A 20,939-nucleotide genomic window follows, 5' to 3' on the forward strand; every position below is an offset into this window, starting at 1 on the left:
CATGACGATGCCGTGGCGGTTCTCCTCGGCGGTCCAGCGTCCGACCCAGGTGCCCCAGGCACCGTCCTGGGAGAAGTTCTCGGCGATCTCGCGGTGGTAGGAGGGCAGGTTGTCCTCGGTCAGCAGGTTGGTGATCATCGCGATCTTGGCGACCTCGCTGAGCCTGGACTGCGACGGATCCCAGTCCACGCCGCCCAGGGCGGCGAAGTTGCGACCCTGGTCCCAGGGCACGTAGTCGTGTGGATGCCAGTCCTTGGCCATCGACAGGTGCCGGTTGAGGTTCTGCTCGGCCACCGGCTCGAGCTCGGTCAGGATTTCCAGCTGAGTCAGTTCCTTGGTCACACACGCCTCCGCTATCGCAAATCAACGTGGAAGATCTCGGTCGGACTTCGGTGCTGCGGGATGAGCATCGTGATGCGAGAAGAGCAGTCGAGATTGTGCAGCACAACGGCGTTCGCTGTCAGGCATTCTGGCATCTTCACGCGGTAGGGTTCGCGTATGGGTTATCCGGAGGAGCTGCTCGCGCCGGACGAGCGGTTGCTGCTGCACCGCCATCCGCACTGGAAGATGCTTTTCTGGCCGGCGATCACCTTCATCCTGTCGACCGCGCTCGCCGGATTCGCCGGGGGGTTCGCCTGGCGGAACACCGAGGGGACCACGCGCAGCGCGGTGCTCATCGCCATCGTCGCGGTCTGGGTGGTCCTGCTGCTGTGGCGCACCGCGGCTCCCGTACTGCGTTGGCAGTCAACGCATTTCATCGTGACCGACCGCCGCGTGCTGGTCCGCGAGGGCGTGCTCACCCACACCGGCATCGACATCCCGCTCAACCGCGTCGCCAATATCCAGTTCCGTCACGGCCTGACCGACCGGATGCTGGGCACCGGCACCCTGATCATCGACGCGGCCTCCGGTGACCCCCTCGAGTACGACGACATCCCCCAGGTCCAGCAGGTCCACGCACTGCTCTACCACGAGGTCTTCGACAATCCGCACGGCGCGCCCTACGACCCGCGCCGTGCCCAGGGTCACTACGACACGCCCGGCCACCGGTGACGGCGTTCCGGTCGGTCGCGCCACATTGATACAGACATTCCTCCCAAGTGCGTAATCTTGGAGCGTGACCGCCGTACTGCTGGCCGAAGACGACGAGGCCATCGCGGCCCCTCTGTCGCGGGCACTGGGGCGCGAGGGCTATTCGGTGACGGTCGAGAGTTTCGGCCCGGCGGTGCTGCAGCGAGCGCTCGACGGCGGATACGACCTGCTGATACTGGATCTCGGGCTGCCCGGTATGGACGGCCTGGAGGTGTGCCGTCAGGTGCGGGCGCGCGGTGCCGAGCTGGCGGTGCTGATGCTCACGGCCCGCACCGACGAGGTCGATTTCGTGGTCGGCCTGGACGCGGGCGCCGACGATTACGTGGGCAAGCCGTTCCGGCTGGCCGAGCTGCTGGCCCGGGTGCGGGCGCTGTTGCGGCGCAGCGGCATCGGCGACGACGCGGTCGAGGTGGGCGGCATCCGGCTGGAGCCGCAGGCGCGCCGGGTGCTGGTGCACGGCCACGAGGTGAACCTGGCCAACAAGGAGTACGAGCTGCTCAAGGTGCTCATCGATCGGGCGGGCCAGGTGGTGCCGCGCGAGACGATCCTGCGCGAGGTGTGGGGCGACGCGGATCTGCGCGGCTCCAAGACGCTCGATATGCACATGTCCTGGCTGCGCCGCAAGATCAGTGACGAGGGTCCGGTGGCCGAGCGCCGGATCGTGACCGTCCGGGGCGTCGGCTTCCGGTTCAATACCGACTGAGGAGCACATGCGGCGCCGAATTCTGTTGTCGATGCTGGCCGCGTTGACGCTGACGACGGTGGTGCTGGGTATTCCGCTGGGCTTCACCGCCTGGCAGTGGGTGGCCGACATCACCCGCGGTGATCTGCGCGCGCGGCTGGACCGGATGGCCGTGGAGATCGTCGCCCAGGAACGCGACGACGGCCAGGTGCACGGCACCCTCGACCTGCGCTCGGTGCGGCCGCTGATTCCGCCGGGCGGGCGGCTGACCATCGTCTATCCCACGCCGGAGGATGCGGCGATGCGCGTGGACGTGGGCGTGGCGCACGTCGACGATCCGGTGGTGGAATCGTTGTCGATGGGCACGTCGGGTTCGCTGCGACTGGAGGTGCCCGCGGCGCCGATGCATTCGATGCAGCGGCAGGCGGTGGGCGCGGTCGCGCTGGTGGCCCTGGCCTCGCTGGCGGCGGGCGCGGCGGTGGCGGTGGTGACCGCGCGCCGGGTGGCCGATCCGCTGCGCGATGTGGCCGCGCGCGCCGCCCGGCTGGCGACCGGCGATTTCCGGTGGGAACCGCGGCGCCACGGCATCACCGAATTGGATCGCGTGTCGGACGTGCTGGATTCGGCCGCCGTCGAGATCGCCGGTCGACTGCAGCGTGAGCACGCGCTGGTCGCCGACGTCTCGCATCAGCTGCGCAGCCGCCTGACGGCGGTGCGGTTGCGCCTGGACGAGCTGTCGGTGCACGACGACCCGGATGTGGTGCACGAGGCGGAGGAGGCGATGGCGCAGGTCGACCGGCTCACCGCGGCCATCGACGACCTCGTGCGCGCCTCCCGCGACGAGGGCGCCGACGATCGCGAGCCGGTGCCGGTGGTGGCGGAGCTGCGCGGGGTGGTGGCGGAGTGGCGGCATCCGTTCGGCGAGGCCGGTCGCCGGCTGATCCTGTCGGGCGATCCGACGCTGACCGCGCCGGTGACCGGTTCGCGGCTGCGCGAGGCGGTGGCGGTGCTGGTGGACAACGCCCTGATGCACGGCGGCGGCGACTGCACGGTCTCGGTCCGCACCGTCTACGGCGGCCCGGACCGCGAACCGCTGGTGGCGGTGGAGGTGGCCGACGAGGGCGAGGGGGTCAGCGACGAACTGGCCCCGCACATCTTCGACCGCGGGTTCTCCGGGGCCGGTTCGACCGGCGTGGGTCTGGCGCTGGCCCGCGCCCTGATCGAGGCCGACGGCGGCCGCCTGGAACTGCAGCGGCGCCGCCCGGCGCTGTTCGCGGTATTCGTGGGCAAACCGACGGGCGCGCGGGGCGAGAACAATGGCGTGGTCGCCGAGCCCCGGTAGGCCGAATCAGCTGTGGCCGAGCTGTTCTTCCTCTTCGTACAGCTCCTCGAATTCCTCTACCAGCGTGTCGATTTCGTTCGGGAAAACCCAGCGGCGCATCGCCCAGAATCGGAACATCATCTGCAGCAGGTTGCCGATGATAAACGCACTGATGAAGTCGGTGATGTTCTCGACCGTCAGGCTGATATGGGGCACCTGCAGATGGAACACGTACCGCGACACCCACAGTGGCAGGAAGCTGAGCACCACGCCGATGCCGCTGACCGCGAAGAACAGCAGGGCCTCGTGATGCTTCTCGCGGCCGCCGCGCCCCTTGAACGACCACTCCCGGTTGAGAATGTAGGAGGCGATGACCGCGATCACGCCGGAAATGATCTTCGCGGTCACCGGTTTCGGGGAGAGCACGGTCAATTTCAGGACGTAGAAGATGCCGCTGTCGATGACGAACGTGGTGGCCCCCACAATCGCGAACTTGATCAGCTCGTGATGGCGGTACGCGAGGTCCCGCAGCGTTCGGGGTAGGGCGCTGACCACGCTGTCGACGAATGACACGGATCGAGTCTACGTGCCTCGATTTCCGGGCAACCAACCCGCACGCAGTTGCCCGACCGGTGCCATGACACCATGGAGGGCCGTGAACAACACCAGCGAGCGACCCGCCGGCCCGGGCTCCCGTTCCTTCGATGCGGCCGTCATGCCGACCGTTGCCATGATCGGCGGTGGGCAATTGGCGCGAATGACTCATCAGGCGGCCATCGCACTGGGGCAGCGGCTCCGGGTGCTCGCCGAGCGGCCCGACGATCCCGCCGCGCAGGTCACCCCCGAGGTTGTGCTGGGATCGCATACCGATCTGGCCGCCCTGCGCAAGGCCGCCGTCGGCTCCCATGCCCTGACCTTCGACCACGAGCACGTGCCGACCGAGCACCTGCGGGCCCTGGTCGCCGAGGGGGTTAGCGTGCAGCCGCCGCCGGAGGCGCTGATCTACGCGCAGGACAAGCTCGCCATGCGCGTGCGGCTGCGGGAGCTGGGCGTCGCGGTGCCCGACTTCACCGCCGTCGAATCCGTAGCGGACGCCGTCGCTTTCGGCGACGAGCACGGGTGGCCCTGTGTGCTCAAGGCCGTGCGGGGCGGCTACGACGGCCGCGGGGTGTGGATGCCCGGTTCGGCGGCCGAGGCCGAGCGGATCGTGAAAGACCAACTGGCACACGGTGTCGAGCTGCTGGCCGAGCAGCGGGTGGACCTGAAGCGGGAGCTGTCGGCGATGGTGGCGCGCTCGCCGTTCGGCCAGGCGGCGGCCTGGCCGGTGGTCGAGACCGTGCAGCGCGACGGCCAGTGCGCGGTGGTGATCGCGCCCGCGCCCGAGCTATCGGAGCGGTCGGCGGCCGATGCCTCGGCGCTGGCGCTGCGGCTGGCCGCCGAACTCGGTGCTACGGGCGCGATGGCGGTCGAGCTGTTCGAGACCCACACCGGCGAACTGCTGGTGAACGAGCTGGCGATGCGCCCGCACAACTCCGGGCACTGGGGCATGGACGGCGCGGTGACCGGCCAGTTCGAGCAGCATCTGCGCGCGGTGCTGGACTATCCGCTCGGCTCCACGGCGGCGCTGGCGCCGGTGACGGTGATGGCCAATATCCTGGGCGCGCCCGAGGCCCCGGCCATGTCGATGGACGAGCGGCTGCACCACCTGTTCGCGCGGATGCCCGAGGCGCGGGTACACCTGTACGGCAAGGGCGAGCGCCCGAATCGCAAGATCGGCCACGTCAACATCCTCGGCGACGAGGTGGCGGTGGTGCGCGAGAAGGCGGAGCGCGCGGCACGGTGGATGTCGCACGCGGAATGGACCGACGGATGGGATCCGCATGGGGAATGAGGAAGCTCGCGTAGGCCGGGATACGGGCGAGGAGGCTCGCGTAGGCCGGGACAAGGGCGACGAAGCTCGCGTAGGCCGGGACACGGGCGACGAAGCTCGCGTCGGCCTGATCATGGGCAGCGACTCCGACTGGCCGACTATGGAGGCGGCCGCGGAGGCGTTGGCGGAGTTCGGGATTCGGTTCGAGGTCGGGGTGGTCTCGGCGCATCGCACCCCGCAGCGCATGCTCGACTACGCCCGCGGTGCCGCGGAGCGGGGCATCCGGGTGATCATCGCGGGTGCCGGGGGCGCCGCCCACCTGCCCGGCATGGTGGCCTCGGCGACCGCGCTGCCCGTCATCGGGGTGCCGGTGCCGCTGAAGTACCTGGACGGGATGGATTCGCTGCTGTCGATCGTGCAGATGCCCGCCGGGGTCCCGGTGGCCACCGTATCCATCGGCGGCGCGCGCAACGCCGGTCTGCTCGCCGTGCGCATCCTCGCCGCCGCCGATCCCGAATTGCGTTCTCGCATGGAGCAATTCCAGGCCGGTCTGGAGCGGATGGTGCTGGAGAAGGACGACGCGCTACGCACCCGGCTGCTGGGCTGAGCGGCGGCCGGTGCGATGAGTGGCTCCGGGGATTCCGGGTTCCGGCTCGCGGTGGTGGATCACGCGCTGCGGCTGTTCGCCGAAAAGGGTTACGAGGCAACGACGGTCGAGGAGATCGCGGAGGCCGCGGGCATCTCGCGCCGCACCTTCTTCCGGCAGTTCCGGTCCAAGGAGGACGTGGTCTTCGCCGATCACGAGGAGCAGCTGGCGCGGGCGCAGGCGTATCTCGATGCGGCACAGGAAGATCCGTGGGACGCGGTGTGTGAGGCCGTGGTGGGCGTGTTCGAGCGCTTCACGCAGACCCGGGAGCTGGCGGCGCGGCGGTACCGGGTGGTGCGGCAGGTGACCGCGCTGCGCGACCGCGAGATCGTCACCGTGTTCCGCTACGAGCGGCTGTTCACCGACTATCTGCGGTCCCGGCTGCCCGAGGTCGCGGATCTGGCACTGATCCAGTTCACCGCCGCCGTCACCGCGACGCACAACTATCTGCTGCGGCGGATGGTGCGCGCGACCCCGGCCGCGGGCGCGGCGGCCGGACACGCCCGGCCCGACGCCAGTGCCGCGGATCTGCGGGCGGCCCTGGCGACGATCCCCCGCGGCGGCCGGGAGTCGGACGCGCAGGAGTTGGTGGTCGCGGTATTCCCCCGGGACATGCCGCCGCGACAGGTCGGTGACCTGGTCGCGCGTCGGCTCGGTAATCTGAGACCGTAGTCGAACGTGGCCATCGTGACACTCGGTGCCACGTGAAATTGGGAACATCTGGGCATGTGGCCGCGATGTTGGGCCCTATACTCGATCTCGAATGGCACTCAGTGCCGACCCCCGACGACCAGGAGCGCACCCATGGCGGGAAACCCCGACTTCGACCTGTTCAAACTCGACGACATCCACAACGAGTTGCGCGCGGCCATCCGCGCCCTGGCCGAGAAGGAGATCGCCCCGCACGCCAAGGACGTCGACGAGCACTCCCGGTTCCCGCAGGAGGCCCTGGACGCGCTCAACGCCGCGGGCTTCAATGCCGTGCACGTGCCCGAGGCGTACGGCGGGCAGGGCGCGGATTCGGTCGCGACCTGCATCGTGATCGAGGAGGTCGCCCGGGTGTGCGGGTCGTCGTCGCTGATTCCGGCGGTGAACAAGCTCGGCACGATGGGGCTGATCCTCAACGGTTCCGAGGAGCTCAAGCAGAAGGTGCTGCCGGATATCGTCAACGGTGAGATGGCCTCCTACGCGCTGTCGGAGCGCGAGGCCGGATCCGACGCCGCGAGCATGCGCACCCGCGCCAAGCAGGACGGCGACGACTGGATCCTCAACGGTTCCAAGTGCTGGATCACCAACGGCGGCAAGTCGTCCTGGTACACGGTCATGGCCGTGACCGATGCGGACAAGGGCGCCAACGGCATCTCGGCGTTCCTGGTGCACAAGGACGACGAGGGCTTCGTGGTCGGCCCGCTCGAGCACAAGCTCGGCATCAAGGGCTCGCCGACCGCCGAGCTGTATTTCGAGAACTGCCGGGTGCCGGGTGACCGCATCGTCGGCGCGCCGGGCACCGGCTTCAAGACCGCGCTGCAGACCCTCGACCACACCCGCCCGACCATCGGCGCGCAGGCCGTCGGCATCGCGCAGGGCGCGCTGGACGCCGCGATCGCCTACACCAAGGACCGCAAGCAGTTCGGCAAGGCCATCGCCGACTTCCAGAACACGCAGTTCATGCTCGCCGATATGGCGATGAAGGTGGAGGCCGCGCGCCTGATGGTCTACACCTCCGCCGCGCGCGCCGAGCGGGGCGAGAAGAACCTCGGGTTCATCTCCGCCGCGTCGAAGTGTTTCGCCTCGGATGTGGCGATGGAGGTCACCACGAACGCGGTGCAGCTGTTCGGTGGCGCCGGGTACACCACCGACTTCCCGGTCGAGCGAATGATGCGCGACGCCAAGATCACCCAGATCTACGAGGGCACCAACCAGATCCAGAAGCTGGTCATGTCCCGCGCGCTGCTCAAGGCGTGATTCGCTGATCTTGACGAAGCTGGCGACGGGCACGGATCGCATCTCAGGCCGCCTCCAGGCCGTCACCGGATGATCCGTCACCGGACTTAGGCGGTTCGAATACCTCATCGACGGCTTGGCGTGCCCGCTCGTGGCTGGAGGACACCAGGTGTGTGTAGGTGCGCAAGGTGAAGCCGGGGTCGGCGTGTCCGAGGTATTCGGCCAGTTCCTTGATGGACACCCCGCGAGACAGCAGCGTGGAGGCGTAGAAGTGCCGGAGCGCGTGCATCCCGTCAGCGCGTTTGCGGTAGTCGATCTTCGCTTGCCGAAACGCTGCTTGCCACACCACCTTTGTGAACAGGTCACCGGTGTACAGGCGACCATCGGCCCCCGTGACGATCAGCTGGGCTGTCACCGGTTCGCCGTCGACCCGTGCCCAGGGCAAGGTCACAGTGACCGCAGGGTACTTCTTCAGGTGTGCGTCGATTTCTGCGAGGACACCCGTCGACAGTGGAACGGTTCGGGTCTTGCCGCCCTTCGGGAGCGCGAACATCATCACGCCGTCGACAGTCTTGATCTGGCGGCACACCGTCAGCACCAGGCCGTCACGATTGATATCGTCGGGCGACACCGCCAGAATCTCACCTTGCCGCAGTCCGAGCCCGGAGCCGAGCGGCACGATAACCGAAAACCGTTCCTCGAGCCCGTCTCGCACCGCTCGAAGCCGATTCTCATGCCACACAACAACTTTCGGCGATACCGCCTGCGGACGGCGCACCGTTTTGGCGTGGCACGGATTGTCACGCCGGAGCTTGTCGTCTACAGCGGAGTCCAGCACTGCCGAAACAATGGTGAACAGCGCTACCTTGTAGTTCTCCGAGAGCTTGCGCTCCTCCAGCTCGCCCAGCCAGTCACGGATCGTTGCTGGCGTGACGCGCCCGACCGCCAGCTTCCCGAACGTCGGATAAATCTGCCGCTCCAGCCGACTACGCAGGACCTCGCGAGTCGCAGGGTCCGGTGATTGCGCCTTGAACCAATTCTCTGCCTGCTGCCGGAACGTCTTGCGTGAGCCCCCAGGGTCGATGTATTTGCCCTCGCGCTTGTCGGATTCGACCGCGATCAGGAAGTCATCGGCCCGCTTCTTCTGCCTGTCCGGGAACGACTTGGACCGTTCCGCGCCGTCCGGATCGATATAGCGCACCCGATAGCGAAGGCCCTTGCCGTGCAGCTCGGTTGGCTCCAGCACCGGCTTACCGCGACCGGTGAGCACGATGTCACCCGCATCATCGCGCTTCGGCCGATACCAGCGATCTTCGACGTGTCCCATCAGGCCGCCTCATCCATATCGGCCCACAGACGCAAACGCTCAGGGTTGTAGCGCAGATGACGCCCCACCTTGCGGGCGGGAGGCCCCTCACCCGCCCATCTCCACTGATACAACGTCTTCACCGGCACCCCGAGGAAATAAGCCGCTTCCTCCGCCGTCCATAGTCGGTTGTCCGGTAGCTCCACGGTGATCTCCCCTCCCTATGCTGCATCCTGGTTTGCCGAATCATGGTGTGTGCCTGGCGGTTCGAACAGTCGCGCCGCCTGGTACTCGTTGCGCCACTGCAACCGGGTACTGACGTTGGTCATGATCAAGTGCTCACGCGGGGGCCGATTCGGATCACCCGGAGCGGACGGTTTCACCACCCACCGGGCCGAGTTGTCGGGCCGCGATATGCCTGCCTCAGCGAGCATCTGCCGCACGAAATCCACCCGATCCGCCTGATGGTCAGCGAGGGTCTTTCCGGTCCATCTGCGCGACACCAGGACCCGCCGACCGCGCAGGCCGAGGGTGTCCCGGCGGTGCGCTTTGCCCTTGCAGCGACCCGGGACCGTCTTCTCCGTCGCGCCCTTCGGGACGATGCCGTACCGCAGCCACACCCCGCACTTCGGCGAGCACGGCGTCTTGCACAGCTCCCGGTGCAGGCGCTCGTAGTGCTTCGCCACCCGATCCGTCTCCGCCTCGATAACCTCGCTGATCGACTTGGTGAGGTACTTGGTCAAGTAGCCGATATGCCGCCCCGCCTCCTCCGTGCCACCGAGGACGCCCTTGATGTCCACCTGGTTGCCGAGACGCACCACATGGGCGGGTTCCAGCTCATCGACCGAGTCCATCAGCTCCATGACCTCGTCCCAGGTGGGCAGGGGCTTACCGGTGTCCGGGTCTACGAAGGTGCCGTCTTGGTAATCCCAGACAGGCATGTGCCCCTCGGTGTACTGCTCGTGGTCGAAGTGGGGCCACCACACCTGGTGATAGGTCGCATCCACAACTTGCCGAATCAGCGCCCGTTCTCCCGCGCCTCGGGCCGCCAGGTGCCAATGCGGCGCACCACGCTTCTGCGGTTCCACCGTCGCGAAATATTGCACGTCATAGCCGACCGCGCGCCGGTAGTTCTGCATGAACCGGTCGAACACCGCCGGGCCATGGATGATGTCGCGGGCAGCCTGCCGGTAGTCGTAGGTGTCCGGGTTCACCGGAGAGCCGTCCGGATTGACCTTGCCGTAGGACGGCAGGGTGAGCGTCAGGAACATCGAGGGCCGGAACTTGCCCGCGAACTGCTTACCCACCGTCGTCTTGGCGACCTTGCGGACAGGCAGGTCCGGCGCATCCTGACGGCGCTTGGTCGACCGCTTCCGCACCGTCCTCGGAGCAGGGTCGAGAGCAGGCAGGCGGCCCCGGACACCGGTCGACCGCAATTCCTCATCGAGCCCTTGCACGACTTCCCGGATACCGTCCATGGCCTCGGTATCGCCGTCCCGCTTGGCCTGGTCGTAATCGGTCTGCATCTGCGCACGCGCGGCGATCAGCTCAATCTGCCGCTCGGTGACTTCGGGTTTCGGATTCACGGGTTCCTCTTCCAGGTGCCAGCCCTCCCGACACTGCTGAATACGCAGTGCACGAGCCCGAGCGGCGCACCCCGGACACTGACACTCAAGGGTTGATTTACACGGTGCGCCAACGTATTTCGAATCACCGGTAGCCGGGTCGTAAGCCTGCATCACCAGCGGACGACGACACACCCCATGCTCATCCGCGAGAGCTTGCGCGACGCCAGCGAGGTTCGGCATCGACCGCCGATCAGCAGCCGTCTCCCGCTTCGCCCGGGTCTCGTCCAGGTCGACCACCGTCGCCGTTTCGGTCATGCCACCACCTCGAACAGCGCCAGCTGACCCCGGCACTCCCGCCGACGCGACACCCGAGCCATCCGCCGCGAAACCAGCGGCGCGAACAGCTGATCCGCCGAATAGCCAGGAAACATCGACTCCAGCACCCGGCACCGATCCGCACTCGGCACCTGCACCCCGCCCGACTTCCAGCGCCGCAATGTCCGCTCACCCGGGACCTTCAGCGCCGGATCAACCGTCGCCGCTGCCTTGTCCCACTCCAGCCGGAACGCCTTGTAGGAGTCCCAATGCCGTTGCCCGAGAAACACTTTCAGCACAGTCGAGGACTTCATGATCAGAATCCCGCGTAGTACACGTGACCCGACGCCGACCGCACCGATGGCGGAGCCACGGTCACCGACTCCGGAGCCGGATCATGCCAACCCAGCAGCTCAGTACCACCCCTGATCACGCGAACGTCGGGCCGATCGGCCACCACGTACTCAGTGGTCTCGTTGTCGGCATCGAGGACAGTCGACAGATGCCGAGCCGCCTGTTCGACCGCCGCCATCTCGCGAGCCCGCCGATCCGCTTCCGCCTGCGAGTCGTACTCGGTCAGACCCCCGATGCAGATGCCGCACAGCTCACCCGACTCCATGCCGAGCTGCTGCGACCCGCCACACACGCTGCACGGACCCCACACAGACCTCTCATGCGTCTTGACGCACCACGGGTTGATGCAGTTCCGCTCACCGCAGTAGATGCACCACCCCGCGTAGTTGAGCCGAGCCGGACGAAGAACCTCCGTGCCCGGAATCTGAAGCACCTGCATGATGACCTCCCTGTTCCAACTGGCTTAAGCCACCATAGCACTGGCTTGAGCCAGTTGGCAAGACTGGCTTGAGCCAGTTTGCGGCAACCGGTCGGCCGAACGCCGAAGTCTCGTGGACCATGCAGGAAGAAGGGGGTTGTGTACTGCAACGAAAAAGGGTCCCCGCGCCATTGCGGAGACCCATTCGTTCCAGAGGTTATTATTTAGCTGGCAGGTCTTACTCCACGCGCCCAGTAAGGGACAACATGCGGTTTATGTCCTGCCGATACAAACCGCGATGCCGAATGCGCCTCCAGCATACTTCCGTACGGCCCCCATACGCCATTAGGGCATGGGCCGCTGTGTTCACCGCAGCTGTTACCCAACGTCACAATGGCCCATTGAGAATACCGTTCTTTGTTTTCTGGTGGTTCCAATTTATCAATAATCCTCTCTTTGACTGACCGGATTAGCTATTCAGTAGTTACGTCTAGGATCTGGCGTCACACGTCCCGCCTCGATCAAAGTTCGCCAAGCCGAATCCTTACGCGGGCATTCGTCGGTACGGCATCCGCGATGGCGTTGCATGATCTTGTGAGCTTCATCAATCCCTAGCGGATGCTCGGGGGCCTCATGGGGCCACCCATCTGGCCAGTACCTCACGTCGGCAGTACGCCGACGATCCCGCTCAGCACGCCATTCGGCCTGTACGCGGTCTACGATCGCTTGGGCCGATGTCTCGTCTGGCTCAGCCTCCCTCCACCAGTCGAATCTTGCCATGTCACTCCTGCCGTAGTCGCATCATGTGGCTTAAGCCACTTCAGTCTAGCGCTGGCTTGAGCCAGTTTCAAGACTGGCTTGGACCAGTAGTAAAGTGGGGGCATGACACACTCACCCAGGACACCGCAAGGAAGCAACACAGCCAGTCGGCAAATTGCGGCAGAACTCCGCGTCGCCATCGAGTCCGGCGAAATATCTCCCGGAGCCAAACTTCCATCCGAACGAGAGCTTGCAGCATCGCACAATGTCGCACGCAATACGGCGCGGGAAGCTATCCGCCAACTCGCAGAATCCGGTCTAGTAACTGCACAACACGGCCGTGGCGTTTTCGTTCGGAGTAGGCCAAGGCTCATGCGCTTCGGGCAAAGCCGCTATTCGAAAAAGCTTCGAGACGAAACTGGCGTCTCGCCGTTCCATGCCGAAGTTCAAGCCCAAAAACGTACCCCTAATGCATTTCTCACCGAAATCGGTCGGGTGGTACCACCCCCGCCCATTGCCGAGCGTCTCCACGTGGACCCTGATACCGAGAGCGTGGTACGACGAGAGAACTGGTATTTCGCCGACTCGGAACCGATGCAGATCGGCGTGACCTTCATACCGTGGGAGATCGCCAAGGACTCAGTACTGGGCATCAGCGACGACTTGGGACCTGGCGACCTCTACGCGCGATTCGAGGACAAGGGGCATCTCATCACCTACACCCGCGAAGAGGTCACCGCCAGAATGCCCACACCGAAGGAAGCTCAAGGTTTGATGCTGCCTGAAGGTGTGCCGGTCCTAGTTGTCCTGCATACTGGCTTGGACCAGAACCTTCACCCGTTCGAAGTCACGGAGTTCACCATGAGAGCTGATTACATGGGTCTCGACTACACGATGCGGGTTGACGACTGATGAACCCGGTCATCCGTCCGCGCGAGGGCAACGACCTGCCCCGACTTGCACAGAGCCTCGTTCGCGTCCACGCTCAAGACGGATACCCAGTCGAAGGAGTCTCCGATCCGGAGGCTTGGCTCACCCCGCCCCACGAACTCGCCGCCTGGACTGCTCTCCTCGAGGATCAGCCTATCGGACATATCGCGCTGACTCGCGCGACCGAAGATGACGATGCCGCCCAGCTGTGGCACCGGACCACAGGACGCAGCATCACCGAGCTAGCGCTCATGGTGCGCCTGTTTGTCGACCCCGAGTATCGGCGCGTTGGCGCTGGAACCCTACTCATGGCTTCTGCCTACAGGTACGCCACCACCAACGGCCTCACAGTGGCATTCGACGTGATGCTGAAAGATCGCGACGCAATCCGTCTGTACGAGAAGATGGGATGCCAGCGCATCGGCACCGTCACCCACACTCACAGCGATGACCAGGCCGAGCCCGCCGCCGTGTACGTCGCACCGAACCAACCAGCCTGACCGCGATCCCCGAGCCCGCCATCCGTCGACATGACAGCAGCAGACCAGGTACCCTTGGCGTGTCACGCGAGTGATGCTGGCGGTGGGACGCCGGAGGCGACCGACGCCCCACCTTGGTGGGTTACCTAGCCCGCAACAACCAGCGGACCAAGATGAGCGCCCCGGCGATCACGGCAGCAACCGTCAAGCAGATGCCGTAATCGACCGGGGCCTTGCTCTTCTCCCGGCGATGCTTCGCCATTCCCACCACCTCCTTCCTGGGCGCGAGTGCGTGGACCAAGTCCACCCGCCCCTCGGCCGGAGGTAACGCTCACCCTACGCCACCGCAACGACAGGAACCGTTGCAGGGCAGCAACTTCCGTCCGCTCGTTACCGAGCAGCGTGCGGTCAGAGCGTGTCAAGCCTCACCTGATGCCCGACACGCGCCTTTCGCAGTTGCTGCCGAATTTGGCTATATAGGATCAAGGGCGGCGCTGGCGCGCCGCCGCGCGCCGCGCCGCGCGGGCGACGCGCAACGCTCACTCCGCAAGCTGCACTCGCGGCACGTCGGCCCGTCGCAGCGCGCACTTGGCGACGTGGCAGAACGCCCAGGTATTCCTATCTGACCACTTCTTGCAACAACGAGGCAGTGCTGGGCACGACAGAGCCGTACCCGACTTACCTCCCGCAGTCGGATTCGTGCCGACGACTTCCGCCCTGGTCAACCGGCTGTGGTCCCGAACTGTCATCGGACACGAAGAATCCCCAACCTTCCTCATGGCCTGATGGTCTCGCTCCAGCCGAACGAGTCAAGGACCACCTTCGGTGTCCGCTACGCGGTGCCGATGGCATCCTTGACACGCCCGTCTTCCGCCGAGGGATGGCCAGTATGAGGAAGGTTGGGGGAGAGAAGTCAGGGGGGTCGGATAGACAACCTATCCTCGGAAACGCAAGCCCCCGACCGCCATCCGCGATCTGTCAGCGCCAGGCCGTCTCCAGGCCGTCAGAGGGCCGGAAACCCCCGGAACCGATGAGAACGGCCGAGAGGTATTTACCCAGCTCACAGGCATTTCTCGCGAAGTTCTCCCAGCATGGGCAAACCCGCCTGAGAGATCACCCAGATCTACGAGGGCACCAACCAGATCCAGAAGCTGGTCATGTCCCGCGCAATTCTTCGGTGAATTAATTCGACCGATCAGGTCCGTTCTTGCAGTTGTGCTTTCAGTCGCAATCGGGCGAATTGGGGCTATCTAACCGGCCGTGCGCGGAGCACTATTGATGCATGGCCGGAGTCGAGATCAACGACAGATTCGTCCGGCGCACGTTGGACAACGGACGGATCGAAGAGGTTGCGTGGCACGATCTTTCGGAGGTACGGATCATCACCACCGCGGATGGTCCGTTCGCCGACGATGTGTTCTTCGTGCTGATCGGCGCGAAGGGAAACGGCTGTGTCGTACCCCATTCGGCGGCCGACACCGCATTTCTCGTGCGATTGCAGCGACTGCCCGGTTTCGACAACGCCAAGGTGATCGAGGCGATGAGCAGCGTCACCGATCGGCAGTTTCTGGTGTGGCGGCGCGGGAGCCCGGCGCAGGGGCGCCGGGCCCTTCGCAACTAGGCCACCAGGTCGGCGTACTCGCGATGCTCGCCGATGAACTTCTCGACATACCAGCAGGTGGGAATGACGGCGAACCCGGCCGCGCGGGCGTCCTGCAGGGCGAATTCGACCACCTGCGCGGCGACGCCGCGGCCGCGGAACTCCGGGAAGGTCAGCGTGTGCTGGATATCCCGGATCTGCCGGTCGCCGTCGACGCGATCGGCGTAGTCGGCGTATCCGGCGAGGGTGTCGTCTAGATAGATCTCGTAGCGAGTGTCGGCGACATTGTGCTCGAGCCTGGTCGTCATGTGCGGTGAAACTCCTCGGTGGCGTCCGTTGTTCCTGCAGTGTCCTACAGCACCGCGCCGGGATTGAGGATGCCGTGCGGGTCGAGCGCGTCCTTGACGCGCCGGGTCAGGGCCATCACGTCGGGGCCCAGCTGATCGGGCAGCCACGCCTTCTTGAGCCGGCCCACGCCGTGCTCGCCGGTGATGGTGCCGCCCAGTGCGATGGCCAGGTCCATGATCTCACCGAATGCCCGCTGGGCCCGGGCGGACTCGTCGGCGTCGGTGGGGTCGTGCACGATCAGCGGGTGGGTGTTGCCGTCGCCGGCGTGCGCGATCACCGACACCAGGACGTCGCGGCGGGCGGCGATCTCGGCGATGCCGGTGACCAGTTCGCCCAGCCTCGGCAGCGGTACCCCGACGTCCTCGAGCAGCAGCGTCCCCTTGCGCTCCACCGCGGGGATCGCGAAACGCCGGGCCGCGGCGAACGCCTCGCCCTCCTCGGGATCCTCGGTGCTGAAAACCTCGGCGGCACCGGCGCTTTCGCACGCGGCGACGATGGCGGCGGCCTCCTCGGCGGCGTACTTCCCGGGCGCGTCCGAGCGCGCCACGAGCATGCCCGCGGCCGATCGGTCCAGGCCCATCCGCATCTCGTCCTCGACCGCGTTGATCGCGACCGAATCCATGAACTCCAGCATCGAGGGCCGCAGCCGCGCGGTGACGGCCAGGATGGCCTCGGTGGCGGCGGTGAGCGTGGTGAAGGTGGCGACGACGGTGGCCTGCGGCGGCTGCGCGGGCAGCAGCCGCAGCGTGAGTTCGGTGATGACGCCGAGGGTGCCCTCGCTGCCGACGAACAGCTTGGTCAGCGCGAGCCCGGCCGAATCCTTCAGCCGCGGCCCGCCGAGGCGCACGGCGGTGCCGTCGGCCAGCACGACCTGCATGCCGAGCACGTAGTCGGTGGTGACGCCGTACTTCACGCAGCACAGCCCGCCGGCGTTGGTGGCGGCGTTGCCCCCGATCGAGCAGATCTCGAACGACGACGGATCCGGGGGATACCACAGCCCGTGCTCGGCCACGGCCCGCTTCACTTCGGCGTTCAACAGGCCCGGCTGCACGACCACGGTGCGGGTCACGGGGTCGACGGTGATCTCGCGCATGCGCTCGGTGCTCAGCAGCAGCGCCCCGTCCTGCGCGGTGGCGCCGCCGGACAGGCCCGTGCCCGCACCGCGCGGAACGACCGCGACCCGGTGCTCGTCGGCCCACGCCAGGACCGTCGCGACCTGCTCGGTGGTGGTGGGCCGCACCAGCGCCAGCGGCGTTCCGGCGTCGGGATCCAGGGCCCGGTCCTGCCGATATCCGGCGAGAATATCGGGATCGGTGACCACCGTGCCCGCGGGCAGCAGGGTGGCTAGCGCATTCACATCCACACTCCCGAAACTAGTACGCTCGCCCGGTGTCCGATGCCAAGCTAGAGATCCAGATGCTGCACGACCGGGTCATGGTGCGCGTGTCCGAGGAGCCCGGGGAGCGGCGCAGCAGTGGCGGCATTCTGATTCCGGCGACCGCGCAGGTGGCCAAGCGCCTCACCTGGGGCGAGGTATGCGGCGTGGGCTCGCACGTGCGCAGCGTGGGCGTGGGCGATCGCGTCCTGTTCAGTGCCGAGGACCAGTTCGAGGTGGAGGTCCGGGGCCAGGCCTACCTGGTCCTGCGCGAACGCGACCTGCACGCCGTCGCCAGCGAGCGCCCCGAACACGGCACGGGCCTGTACCTCTAGGCCCGTTCGCACAGCACCTCGACCCGATCGCCGTCGACGACGACCGCGTCGTCGTCGGTGAGGGCCCAGTGCGGTACGCCTTCGGCGCGATAGCGTTCGGCGAGGCGGGTGCAGTCTCCGGTGGGGTCGGTGTCCGGGGAGTGCACGTGCGGGACGATGCGGTGGTCGACCAAAGCCAGTCCGTCCCACCGGGGCTCGATGCCGCAGGCGGGGTGGACCTCGGCCGGGTCGTCGACCTTCTCGATGCCGTGCAGGTCCGGCGTGAGCAGGCAGGCGCCGGCGCTGTAGCCCGCGTAGACCAGCGCATCCTCGGCCAGTAGCCTGCCGATCACGAGATCCGCTGCGCTGCGGGCGAATTGGGCGCGCAGCACGAAGGTGTTGCCGCCGCGCACCCACAGCAGGGGGAACCTCCGCAGGGCTTGTTCCAATTCGGCGGTGCGGCCGATGTATTCGCGCAGATCGAGCACCTCGGGCCGAAAGCCCAAGCGGCGCAAGGGCGTCAGATCGCTCGTCACCGCGCCGCTCCACATCGCGGGCCAGGCATCGCAGGCGTTCGGGATCACGGCGACGCGGCCCGGCGTGCCGATCAGACCGGCGAGCCGGTCGTAGTGCGCGCCGAAACGATAGCTGGACAGGAACAGTCGCATCGGGCTCAGATGGTGAAGGCGAGGTTGCGGACCAGCCGGTCGCCCAGCTCCGTATCGCCGGTGACCGTGAACTCGCCGGTGTGCGCGTCGGCGGTGGTCCGGCCGCCGCGCAGCCGGGCGAACAGGCCGGACGGCAGCTCGAGCGTCACGGTCGCGGGGCCGTCCAGGGCATCGACCAGTGCGGCGCGCCCGTCCACCACGATGTGCAGGTGCCGCGCCACGGGACCGGTCAGCGCGATCGTGAGGCGCGAGCCGTCCGGCGCCTGCGCCTGTTTGACCACCGCGCGCCCGATGGTGGGTGTGATCTCGGCGAAGGCGATCTCGGCCCGCGGCCCGCCCTCGTCGACGGTGACGCCGAGCCCGTCGGCGATATCGAGTTCGTGCATCCAGCAGTCGAACAGGCGCACCTGCATGAAGCGGGCGTAGGGCACGAGACCGACCGGCGATTCGGTCGGCGCCAGCCACTCGTCGTCGGACATGGCCGCCAGCGCCTTGCGGCGCCGATCGGTGACCTCCCGGAACTGCGCCAGCAGCTCGGCACCGGACAGCCCGCGCCGCGCCTCGATCTCCATCTCGTTGAGCGCGCCGATCTCGTTGCGCACGTGCGCGAAGGCCCGCACATCGGCATCGACCTGGGGTGTCGGCTCGCCCAGCAGCATCGATTCGGTGCCGATGACGTGCGCGATCACGTCGAACACCGTCCACCCGGGCAGCCGCGTCGGTGTGCGCCACCCGGTCTCGTCCAGCTCGCCGGTCAGCCGCGCCAGCTCGTCCCACTGGTCGGACAGCGCCTTGGTGAGTGTGGCGCGGTCGAACGACGGTGTACTCATGCGTGTGATTCCCTCTCCTCGTTGTCGAGCCGGTCCAGCCCGGCGCGGATGGCCGCCGCGGTCGCCGCGGGTTCGTGCGGGCGGCGCAGGACGAAACCGCGGGCGAAGGTGAACAGATCGCCGCGCTGTCGCGGCACCACGTGCAGGTGCACGTGCTGCACGGTCTGGAAGGCCGACTTCCCGTCGTTGAGCACCAGATTCGCGCCGTCGGCGCCGAGATCGCTGCGCCGCAGCGCCTTGGCGAGGCGATGGCCCAGCCCGAAGGTCCGCGCGCCGAGCTCGTGGTCGAGATCGTCGAGGTCGGTGGCGTGTTGCTTGGGGATCACCAGGGTGTGCCCGCGGGTGATGGGCCGGATGTCCAGGAACGCGCACAGGGTCTCGTCCTCGAAGACCTTGGTCGCGGGCGCGGTACCCGCGACGATCCCGCAGAATATGCAGCCACTCACGAACCAGACATTACGGCGTACGAGGGATCGGTGATACCCCTGCCGCCCGGGCGGGAATCTCACCCGGCCGTGTGACGTTGATCTCGGCTACGCTCACCGCGAGCCAGGTACAGTTGCCAAGATTCTCACGAACCTACTGCGAAGTAAGTTAGGGATCGCCGGACCGGTTACAGCGGCCCACCATGGATACGGGGGCCGCTGCCACCATGAGTAAGGAAGTTGACCAGTGGAGACAACGCAAAGCGCAGACGCGGACGCGCCGCGCGGGACGTCTGTCGGAGTCGTGCGCGAGACCAACGCGGGCGAACGACGCGTCGCGTTGGTGCCGAAGATCATTCCCACCCTGTCGAAGCAGGGGGTGCAGGTGATCGTCGAGTCCGGGGCCGGGCTGGGCGCGCTGATCCCCGACGAGGCCTATGTCGAGGCGGGCGCCACCCTGGGCGATCCGTGGTCGGCGGATGTGGTCGTGAAGGTCGCGCCGCCCAACGATGCCGAGATCGCCAAGCTGTCGAAGGGCCGGACGCTGATCGGGTTCCTCGCGCCCCGCAACGCCGACAACAAGATCGGCGCCCTGAAGGACGCCGGGGTACAAGCCTTTGCGGTGGAGGCGATTCCGCGGATCTCGCGGGCACAGGTGATGGATGCGCTGTCCTCGCAGGCCAATGTGTCCGGATACAAGGCGGTGCTGCTGGCGGCGTCGGAGTCCACGCGGTTCTTCCCGATGCTGACCACGGCCGCGGGCACGGTGAAGCCGGCGACGGTGCTGGTGCTCGGTGTCGGTGTCGCCGGTCTGCAGGCGCTGGCCACGGCCAAGCGGCTGGGCGCGCGCACCACCGGCTACGACGTGCGACCCGAGGTGGCCGACCAGGTGCGCTCGGTCGGTGCGCAGTGGCTGGACCTGGGCATCGATGCCGCCGGTGAGGGCGGGTACGCGCGCGAGCTCACCGAGGACGAAAAGGCCCGGCAGCAGCAGGCTTTGGAGGATGCCATCAAGGGCTTCGACGTCGTGATCACCACGGCGCTGGTGCCCGGACGGCCCGCGCCGCGGCTGGTGACCGCCGCCGCCGTGGAGGGCATGAAGCCCGGCAGCGTGATCGTGGACCTGGCCGGGGAGACCGGCGGCAACTGCGAGCTGACCGAGCCGGGCGAGACGGTGGTGAAGCACCAGGTGACCATCGCGTCGCCGCTGAACCTGCCCGCGACCATGCCCGAGCACGCGTCGGAGCTGTACTCGAAAAACATTGCCGCCCTGCTGGATCTGATGGTGACCGACGGCAAGTTCGCCCCCGATTTCGATGATCAGGTACTGGCGGATTCGTGCGTCACCCGCGAGGCGGAGAAGGAGCCGAGCTGATGTACACCGAACTGCTGGCCAATATCGCGATTCTGGTGCTGTCCGGGTTCGTCGGCTTCGCCGTCATCTCGAAGGTGCCCAACACCCTGCACACCCCGCTGATGTCGGGTACCAACGCCATTCACGGCATCGTGGTGCTGGGCGCGCTGGTGACGCTGGGCCGCATCGAGGATCCGTCGATCGCGACGCAGATCATCCTGTTCGTCGCCGTCGTCTTCGGAACCCTCAATGTCATCGGCGGTTTCGTGGTGACCGACCGGATGCTGGGCATGTTCAAGGGCAAGAAGCCCGGCGCGGTCGAGAAGGCGGGGAAGTAACCC

At 66.9% G+C, this 20,939-nt stretch carries 25 protein-coding genes and 1 pseudogene; 14 read left to right on the plus strand and 12 right to left on the minus strand.

From position 1 onward, the window contains the following. On the minus strand, positions 1-342 hold a 342-nt coding region (locus tag QH290_RS31280), incomplete at its 3' end, for an acyl-ACP desaturase (RefSeq protein ID WP_280268269.1). Between the two features lie 156 nt (positions 343-498). Here QH290_RS31280 and QH290_RS31285 point away from each other — a divergent pair. From QH290_RS31285 to QH290_RS31295, 3 genes are all read left to right on the plus strand, one after another. Next, positions 499-1,053: a PH domain-containing protein gene (locus tag QH290_RS31285; RefSeq protein ID WP_280268270.1), complete on the plus strand. Its 555-nt coding sequence runs from the start codon at positions 499-501 to the stop codon at positions 1,051-1,053. A 64-nt stretch (positions 1,054-1,117) separates the two neighbouring features. After that, positions 1,118-1,795, plus strand: a complete 678-nt coding sequence (locus QH290_RS31290; protein WP_280268271.1) for a response regulator transcription factor — start codon at positions 1,118-1,120, stop codon at positions 1,793-1,795. Positions 1,796-1,802: 7 nt separating this feature from the next. After that, positions 1,803-3,116: a sensor histidine kinase gene (locus tag QH290_RS31295; protein ID WP_280268272.1), complete on the plus strand. Its 1,314-nt coding sequence runs from the start codon at positions 1,803-1,805 to the stop codon at positions 3,114-3,116. Positions 3,117-3,122: 6 nt separating this feature from the next. Here QH290_RS31295 and QH290_RS31300 read toward each other — a convergent pair whose 3' ends face one another. Next, entirely contained in the window at positions 3,123-3,668 is a 546-nt protein-coding gene (locus QH290_RS31300; RefSeq protein WP_280268273.1) for a GtrA family protein, read from the minus strand. Positions 3,669-3,810: 142 nt separating this feature from the next. On the opposite strand from QH290_RS31300, the gene QH290_RS31305 reads away from it, so the two are divergent. From QH290_RS31305 to QH290_RS31320, 4 genes are all read left to right on the plus strand, one after another. Continuing rightward, positions 3,811-4,986 (plus strand): 5-(carboxyamino)imidazole ribonucleotide synthase, encoded by a 1,176-nt coding sequence (locus QH290_RS31305; protein WP_280386861.1) that lies wholly within the window; start codon positions 3,811-3,813, stop codon positions 4,984-4,986. Next, positions 4,976-5,572, plus strand: a complete 597-nt coding sequence (gene purE / locus QH290_RS31310; protein ID WP_342213781.1) for a 5-(carboxyamino)imidazole ribonucleotide mutase — start codon at positions 4,976-4,978, stop codon at positions 5,570-5,572. The genes QH290_RS31305 and purE overlap by 11 nt, the downstream gene beginning before the upstream one ends. Before the next feature lie 15 nt (positions 5,573-5,587). Next, a complete protein-coding gene (locus QH290_RS31315; protein ID WP_280386826.1) occupies positions 5,588-6,283 on the plus strand; it encodes a TetR family transcriptional regulator in 696 nt (231 codons plus the stop codon). A 132-nt stretch (positions 6,284-6,415) separates the two neighbouring features. Continuing rightward, positions 6,416-7,576, plus strand: coding sequence for an acyl-CoA dehydrogenase (locus tag QH290_RS31320; RefSeq protein ID WP_280386827.1), 1,161 nt, complete (start codon positions 6,416-6,418; stop codon positions 7,574-7,576). Between the two features lie 43 nt (positions 7,577-7,619). Here the strand turns inward: QH290_RS31320 and QH290_RS31325 are convergent, their stop codons facing one another. From QH290_RS31325 to QH290_RS31345, 5 genes are read right to left on the minus strand one after another with little or no spacing between them, the layout of a single operon-like run. Next, positions 7,620-8,882 carry a tyrosine-type recombinase/integrase gene (locus QH290_RS31325; RefSeq protein ID WP_280386829.1) on the minus strand — a complete coding sequence of 421 codons (1,263 nt, stop codon included), beginning with the start codon at positions 8,880-8,882 and terminating at the stop codon, positions 7,620-7,622. After that, a complete protein-coding gene (locus tag QH290_RS31330) occupies positions 8,882-9,067 on the minus strand; it encodes a helix-turn-helix domain-containing protein (RefSeq protein WP_280386830.1) in 186 nt (61 codons plus the stop codon). Before QH290_RS31330 ends, QH290_RS31325 begins: the two co-directional genes overlap by 1 nt. A gap of 15 nt (positions 9,068-9,082) precedes the next feature. Beyond that, complete coding sequence (locus tag QH290_RS31335) at positions 9,083-10,744, minus strand: replication initiator (protein WP_280386831.1); 1,662 nt, start codon at positions 10,742-10,744, stop codon at positions 9,083-9,085. Then, on the minus strand, positions 10,741-11,058 hold the full coding sequence (locus QH290_RS31340; protein WP_280386833.1) for a hypothetical protein: 318 nt from the start codon (positions 11,056-11,058) through the stop codon (positions 10,741-10,743). The genes QH290_RS31335 and QH290_RS31340 overlap by 4 nt, the downstream gene beginning before the upstream one ends. A gap of 2 nt (positions 11,059-11,060) precedes the next feature. Continuing rightward, positions 11,061-11,537, minus strand: coding sequence for a hypothetical protein (locus QH290_RS31345; protein WP_280386835.1), 477 nt, complete (start codon positions 11,535-11,537; stop codon positions 11,061-11,063). Positions 11,538-12,398: 861 nt separating this feature from the next. On the opposite strand from QH290_RS31345, the pseudogene QH290_RS38255 reads away from it, so the two are divergent. The 4 genes and pseudogenes from QH290_RS38255 to QH290_RS31360 form a co-directional block, all read left to right on the plus strand. Beyond that, positions 12,399-12,617: pseudogene (locus tag QH290_RS38255) on the plus strand (winged helix-turn-helix domain-containing protein); the annotation flags it as partial. 30 nt (positions 12,618-12,647) lie between these two features. Further along, on the plus strand, positions 12,648-13,187 hold the full coding sequence (locus QH290_RS31350) for a GntR family transcriptional regulator (protein WP_280268283.1): 540 nt from the start codon (positions 12,648-12,650) through the stop codon (positions 13,185-13,187). Next, entirely contained in the window at positions 13,187-13,705 is a 519-nt protein-coding gene (locus QH290_RS31355) for a GNAT family N-acetyltransferase (RefSeq protein WP_280268284.1), read from the plus strand. Before QH290_RS31350 ends, QH290_RS31355 begins: the two co-directional genes overlap by 1 nt. Positions 13,706-14,966: 1,261 nt before the next feature. Beyond that, a complete protein-coding gene (locus QH290_RS31360; protein WP_280268285.1) occupies positions 14,967-15,305 on the plus strand; it encodes a hypothetical protein in 339 nt (112 codons plus the stop codon). Here QH290_RS31360 and QH290_RS31365 read toward each other — a convergent pair. Both QH290_RS31365 and QH290_RS31370 read right to left on the minus strand, forming a co-directional pair. Then, positions 15,302-15,592 carry a GNAT family N-acetyltransferase gene (locus tag QH290_RS31365; protein WP_280268286.1) on the minus strand — a complete coding sequence of 97 codons (291 nt, stop codon included), beginning with the start codon at positions 15,590-15,592 and terminating at the stop codon, positions 15,302-15,304. The two genes, QH290_RS31360 and QH290_RS31365, sit on opposite strands and share 4 nt — an antisense overlap. Before the next feature lie 44 nt (positions 15,593-15,636). Continuing rightward, complete coding sequence (locus tag QH290_RS31370; RefSeq protein ID WP_280386837.1) at positions 15,637-16,995, minus strand: FAD-binding oxidoreductase; 1,359 nt, start codon at positions 16,993-16,995, stop codon at positions 15,637-15,639. A 26-nt stretch (positions 16,996-17,021) separates the two neighbouring features. Between QH290_RS31370 and QH290_RS31375 the strand changes: the two genes are divergently transcribed. Next, entirely contained in the window at positions 17,022-17,342 is a 321-nt protein-coding gene (locus QH290_RS31375; RefSeq protein WP_280268288.1) for a GroES family chaperonin, read from the plus strand. Here QH290_RS31375 and QH290_RS31380 read toward each other — a convergent pair. Genes QH290_RS31380 through QH290_RS31390 form a run of 3 tightly spaced genes read right to left on the minus strand, consistent with a single transcriptional unit; the run spans position 17,339 to position 19,265 of the window. Further along, on the minus strand, positions 17,339-17,989 hold the full coding sequence (locus tag QH290_RS31380) for a Type 1 glutamine amidotransferase-like domain-containing protein (RefSeq protein WP_280386839.1): 651 nt from the start codon (positions 17,987-17,989) through the stop codon (positions 17,339-17,341). The two genes, QH290_RS31375 and QH290_RS31380, sit on opposite strands and share 4 nt — an antisense overlap. Positions 17,990-17,994: 5 nt before the next feature. Then, the gene (locus QH290_RS31385) at positions 17,995-18,819 is read right to left on the minus strand and encodes a maleylpyruvate isomerase family mycothiol-dependent enzyme (protein WP_280268290.1); all 825 of its coding nucleotides are present in this window, start codon (positions 18,817-18,819) and stop codon (positions 17,995-17,997) included. Beyond that, positions 18,816-19,265: an HIT family protein gene (locus tag QH290_RS31390; protein WP_280386840.1), complete on the minus strand. Its 450-nt coding sequence runs from the start codon at positions 19,263-19,265 to the stop codon at positions 18,816-18,818. The genes QH290_RS31385 and QH290_RS31390 overlap by 4 nt, the downstream gene beginning before the upstream one ends. Before the next feature lie 226 nt (positions 19,266-19,491). On the opposite strand from QH290_RS31390, the gene QH290_RS31395 reads away from it, so the two are divergent. Further along, the gene (locus QH290_RS31395; RefSeq protein ID WP_280386841.1) at positions 19,492-20,619 is read left to right on the plus strand and encodes a Re/Si-specific NAD(P)(+) transhydrogenase subunit alpha; all 1,128 of its coding nucleotides are present in this window, start codon (positions 19,492-19,494) and stop codon (positions 20,617-20,619) included. After that, on the plus strand, positions 20,619-20,936 hold the full coding sequence (locus tag QH290_RS31400; RefSeq protein WP_280268293.1) for an NAD(P) transhydrogenase subunit alpha part 2: 318 nt from the start codon (positions 20,619-20,621) through the stop codon (positions 20,934-20,936). Before QH290_RS31395 ends, QH290_RS31400 begins: the two co-directional genes overlap by 1 nt. The last annotated feature ends 3 nt before the right edge of the window (positions 20,937-20,939 follow it).

Origin of the sequence: Nocardia wallacei, from assembly GCF_029869545.1 — a bacterium.
GTDB lineage: Bacteria > Actinomycetota > Actinomycetes > Mycobacteriales > Mycobacteriaceae > Nocardia > Nocardia wallacei_A.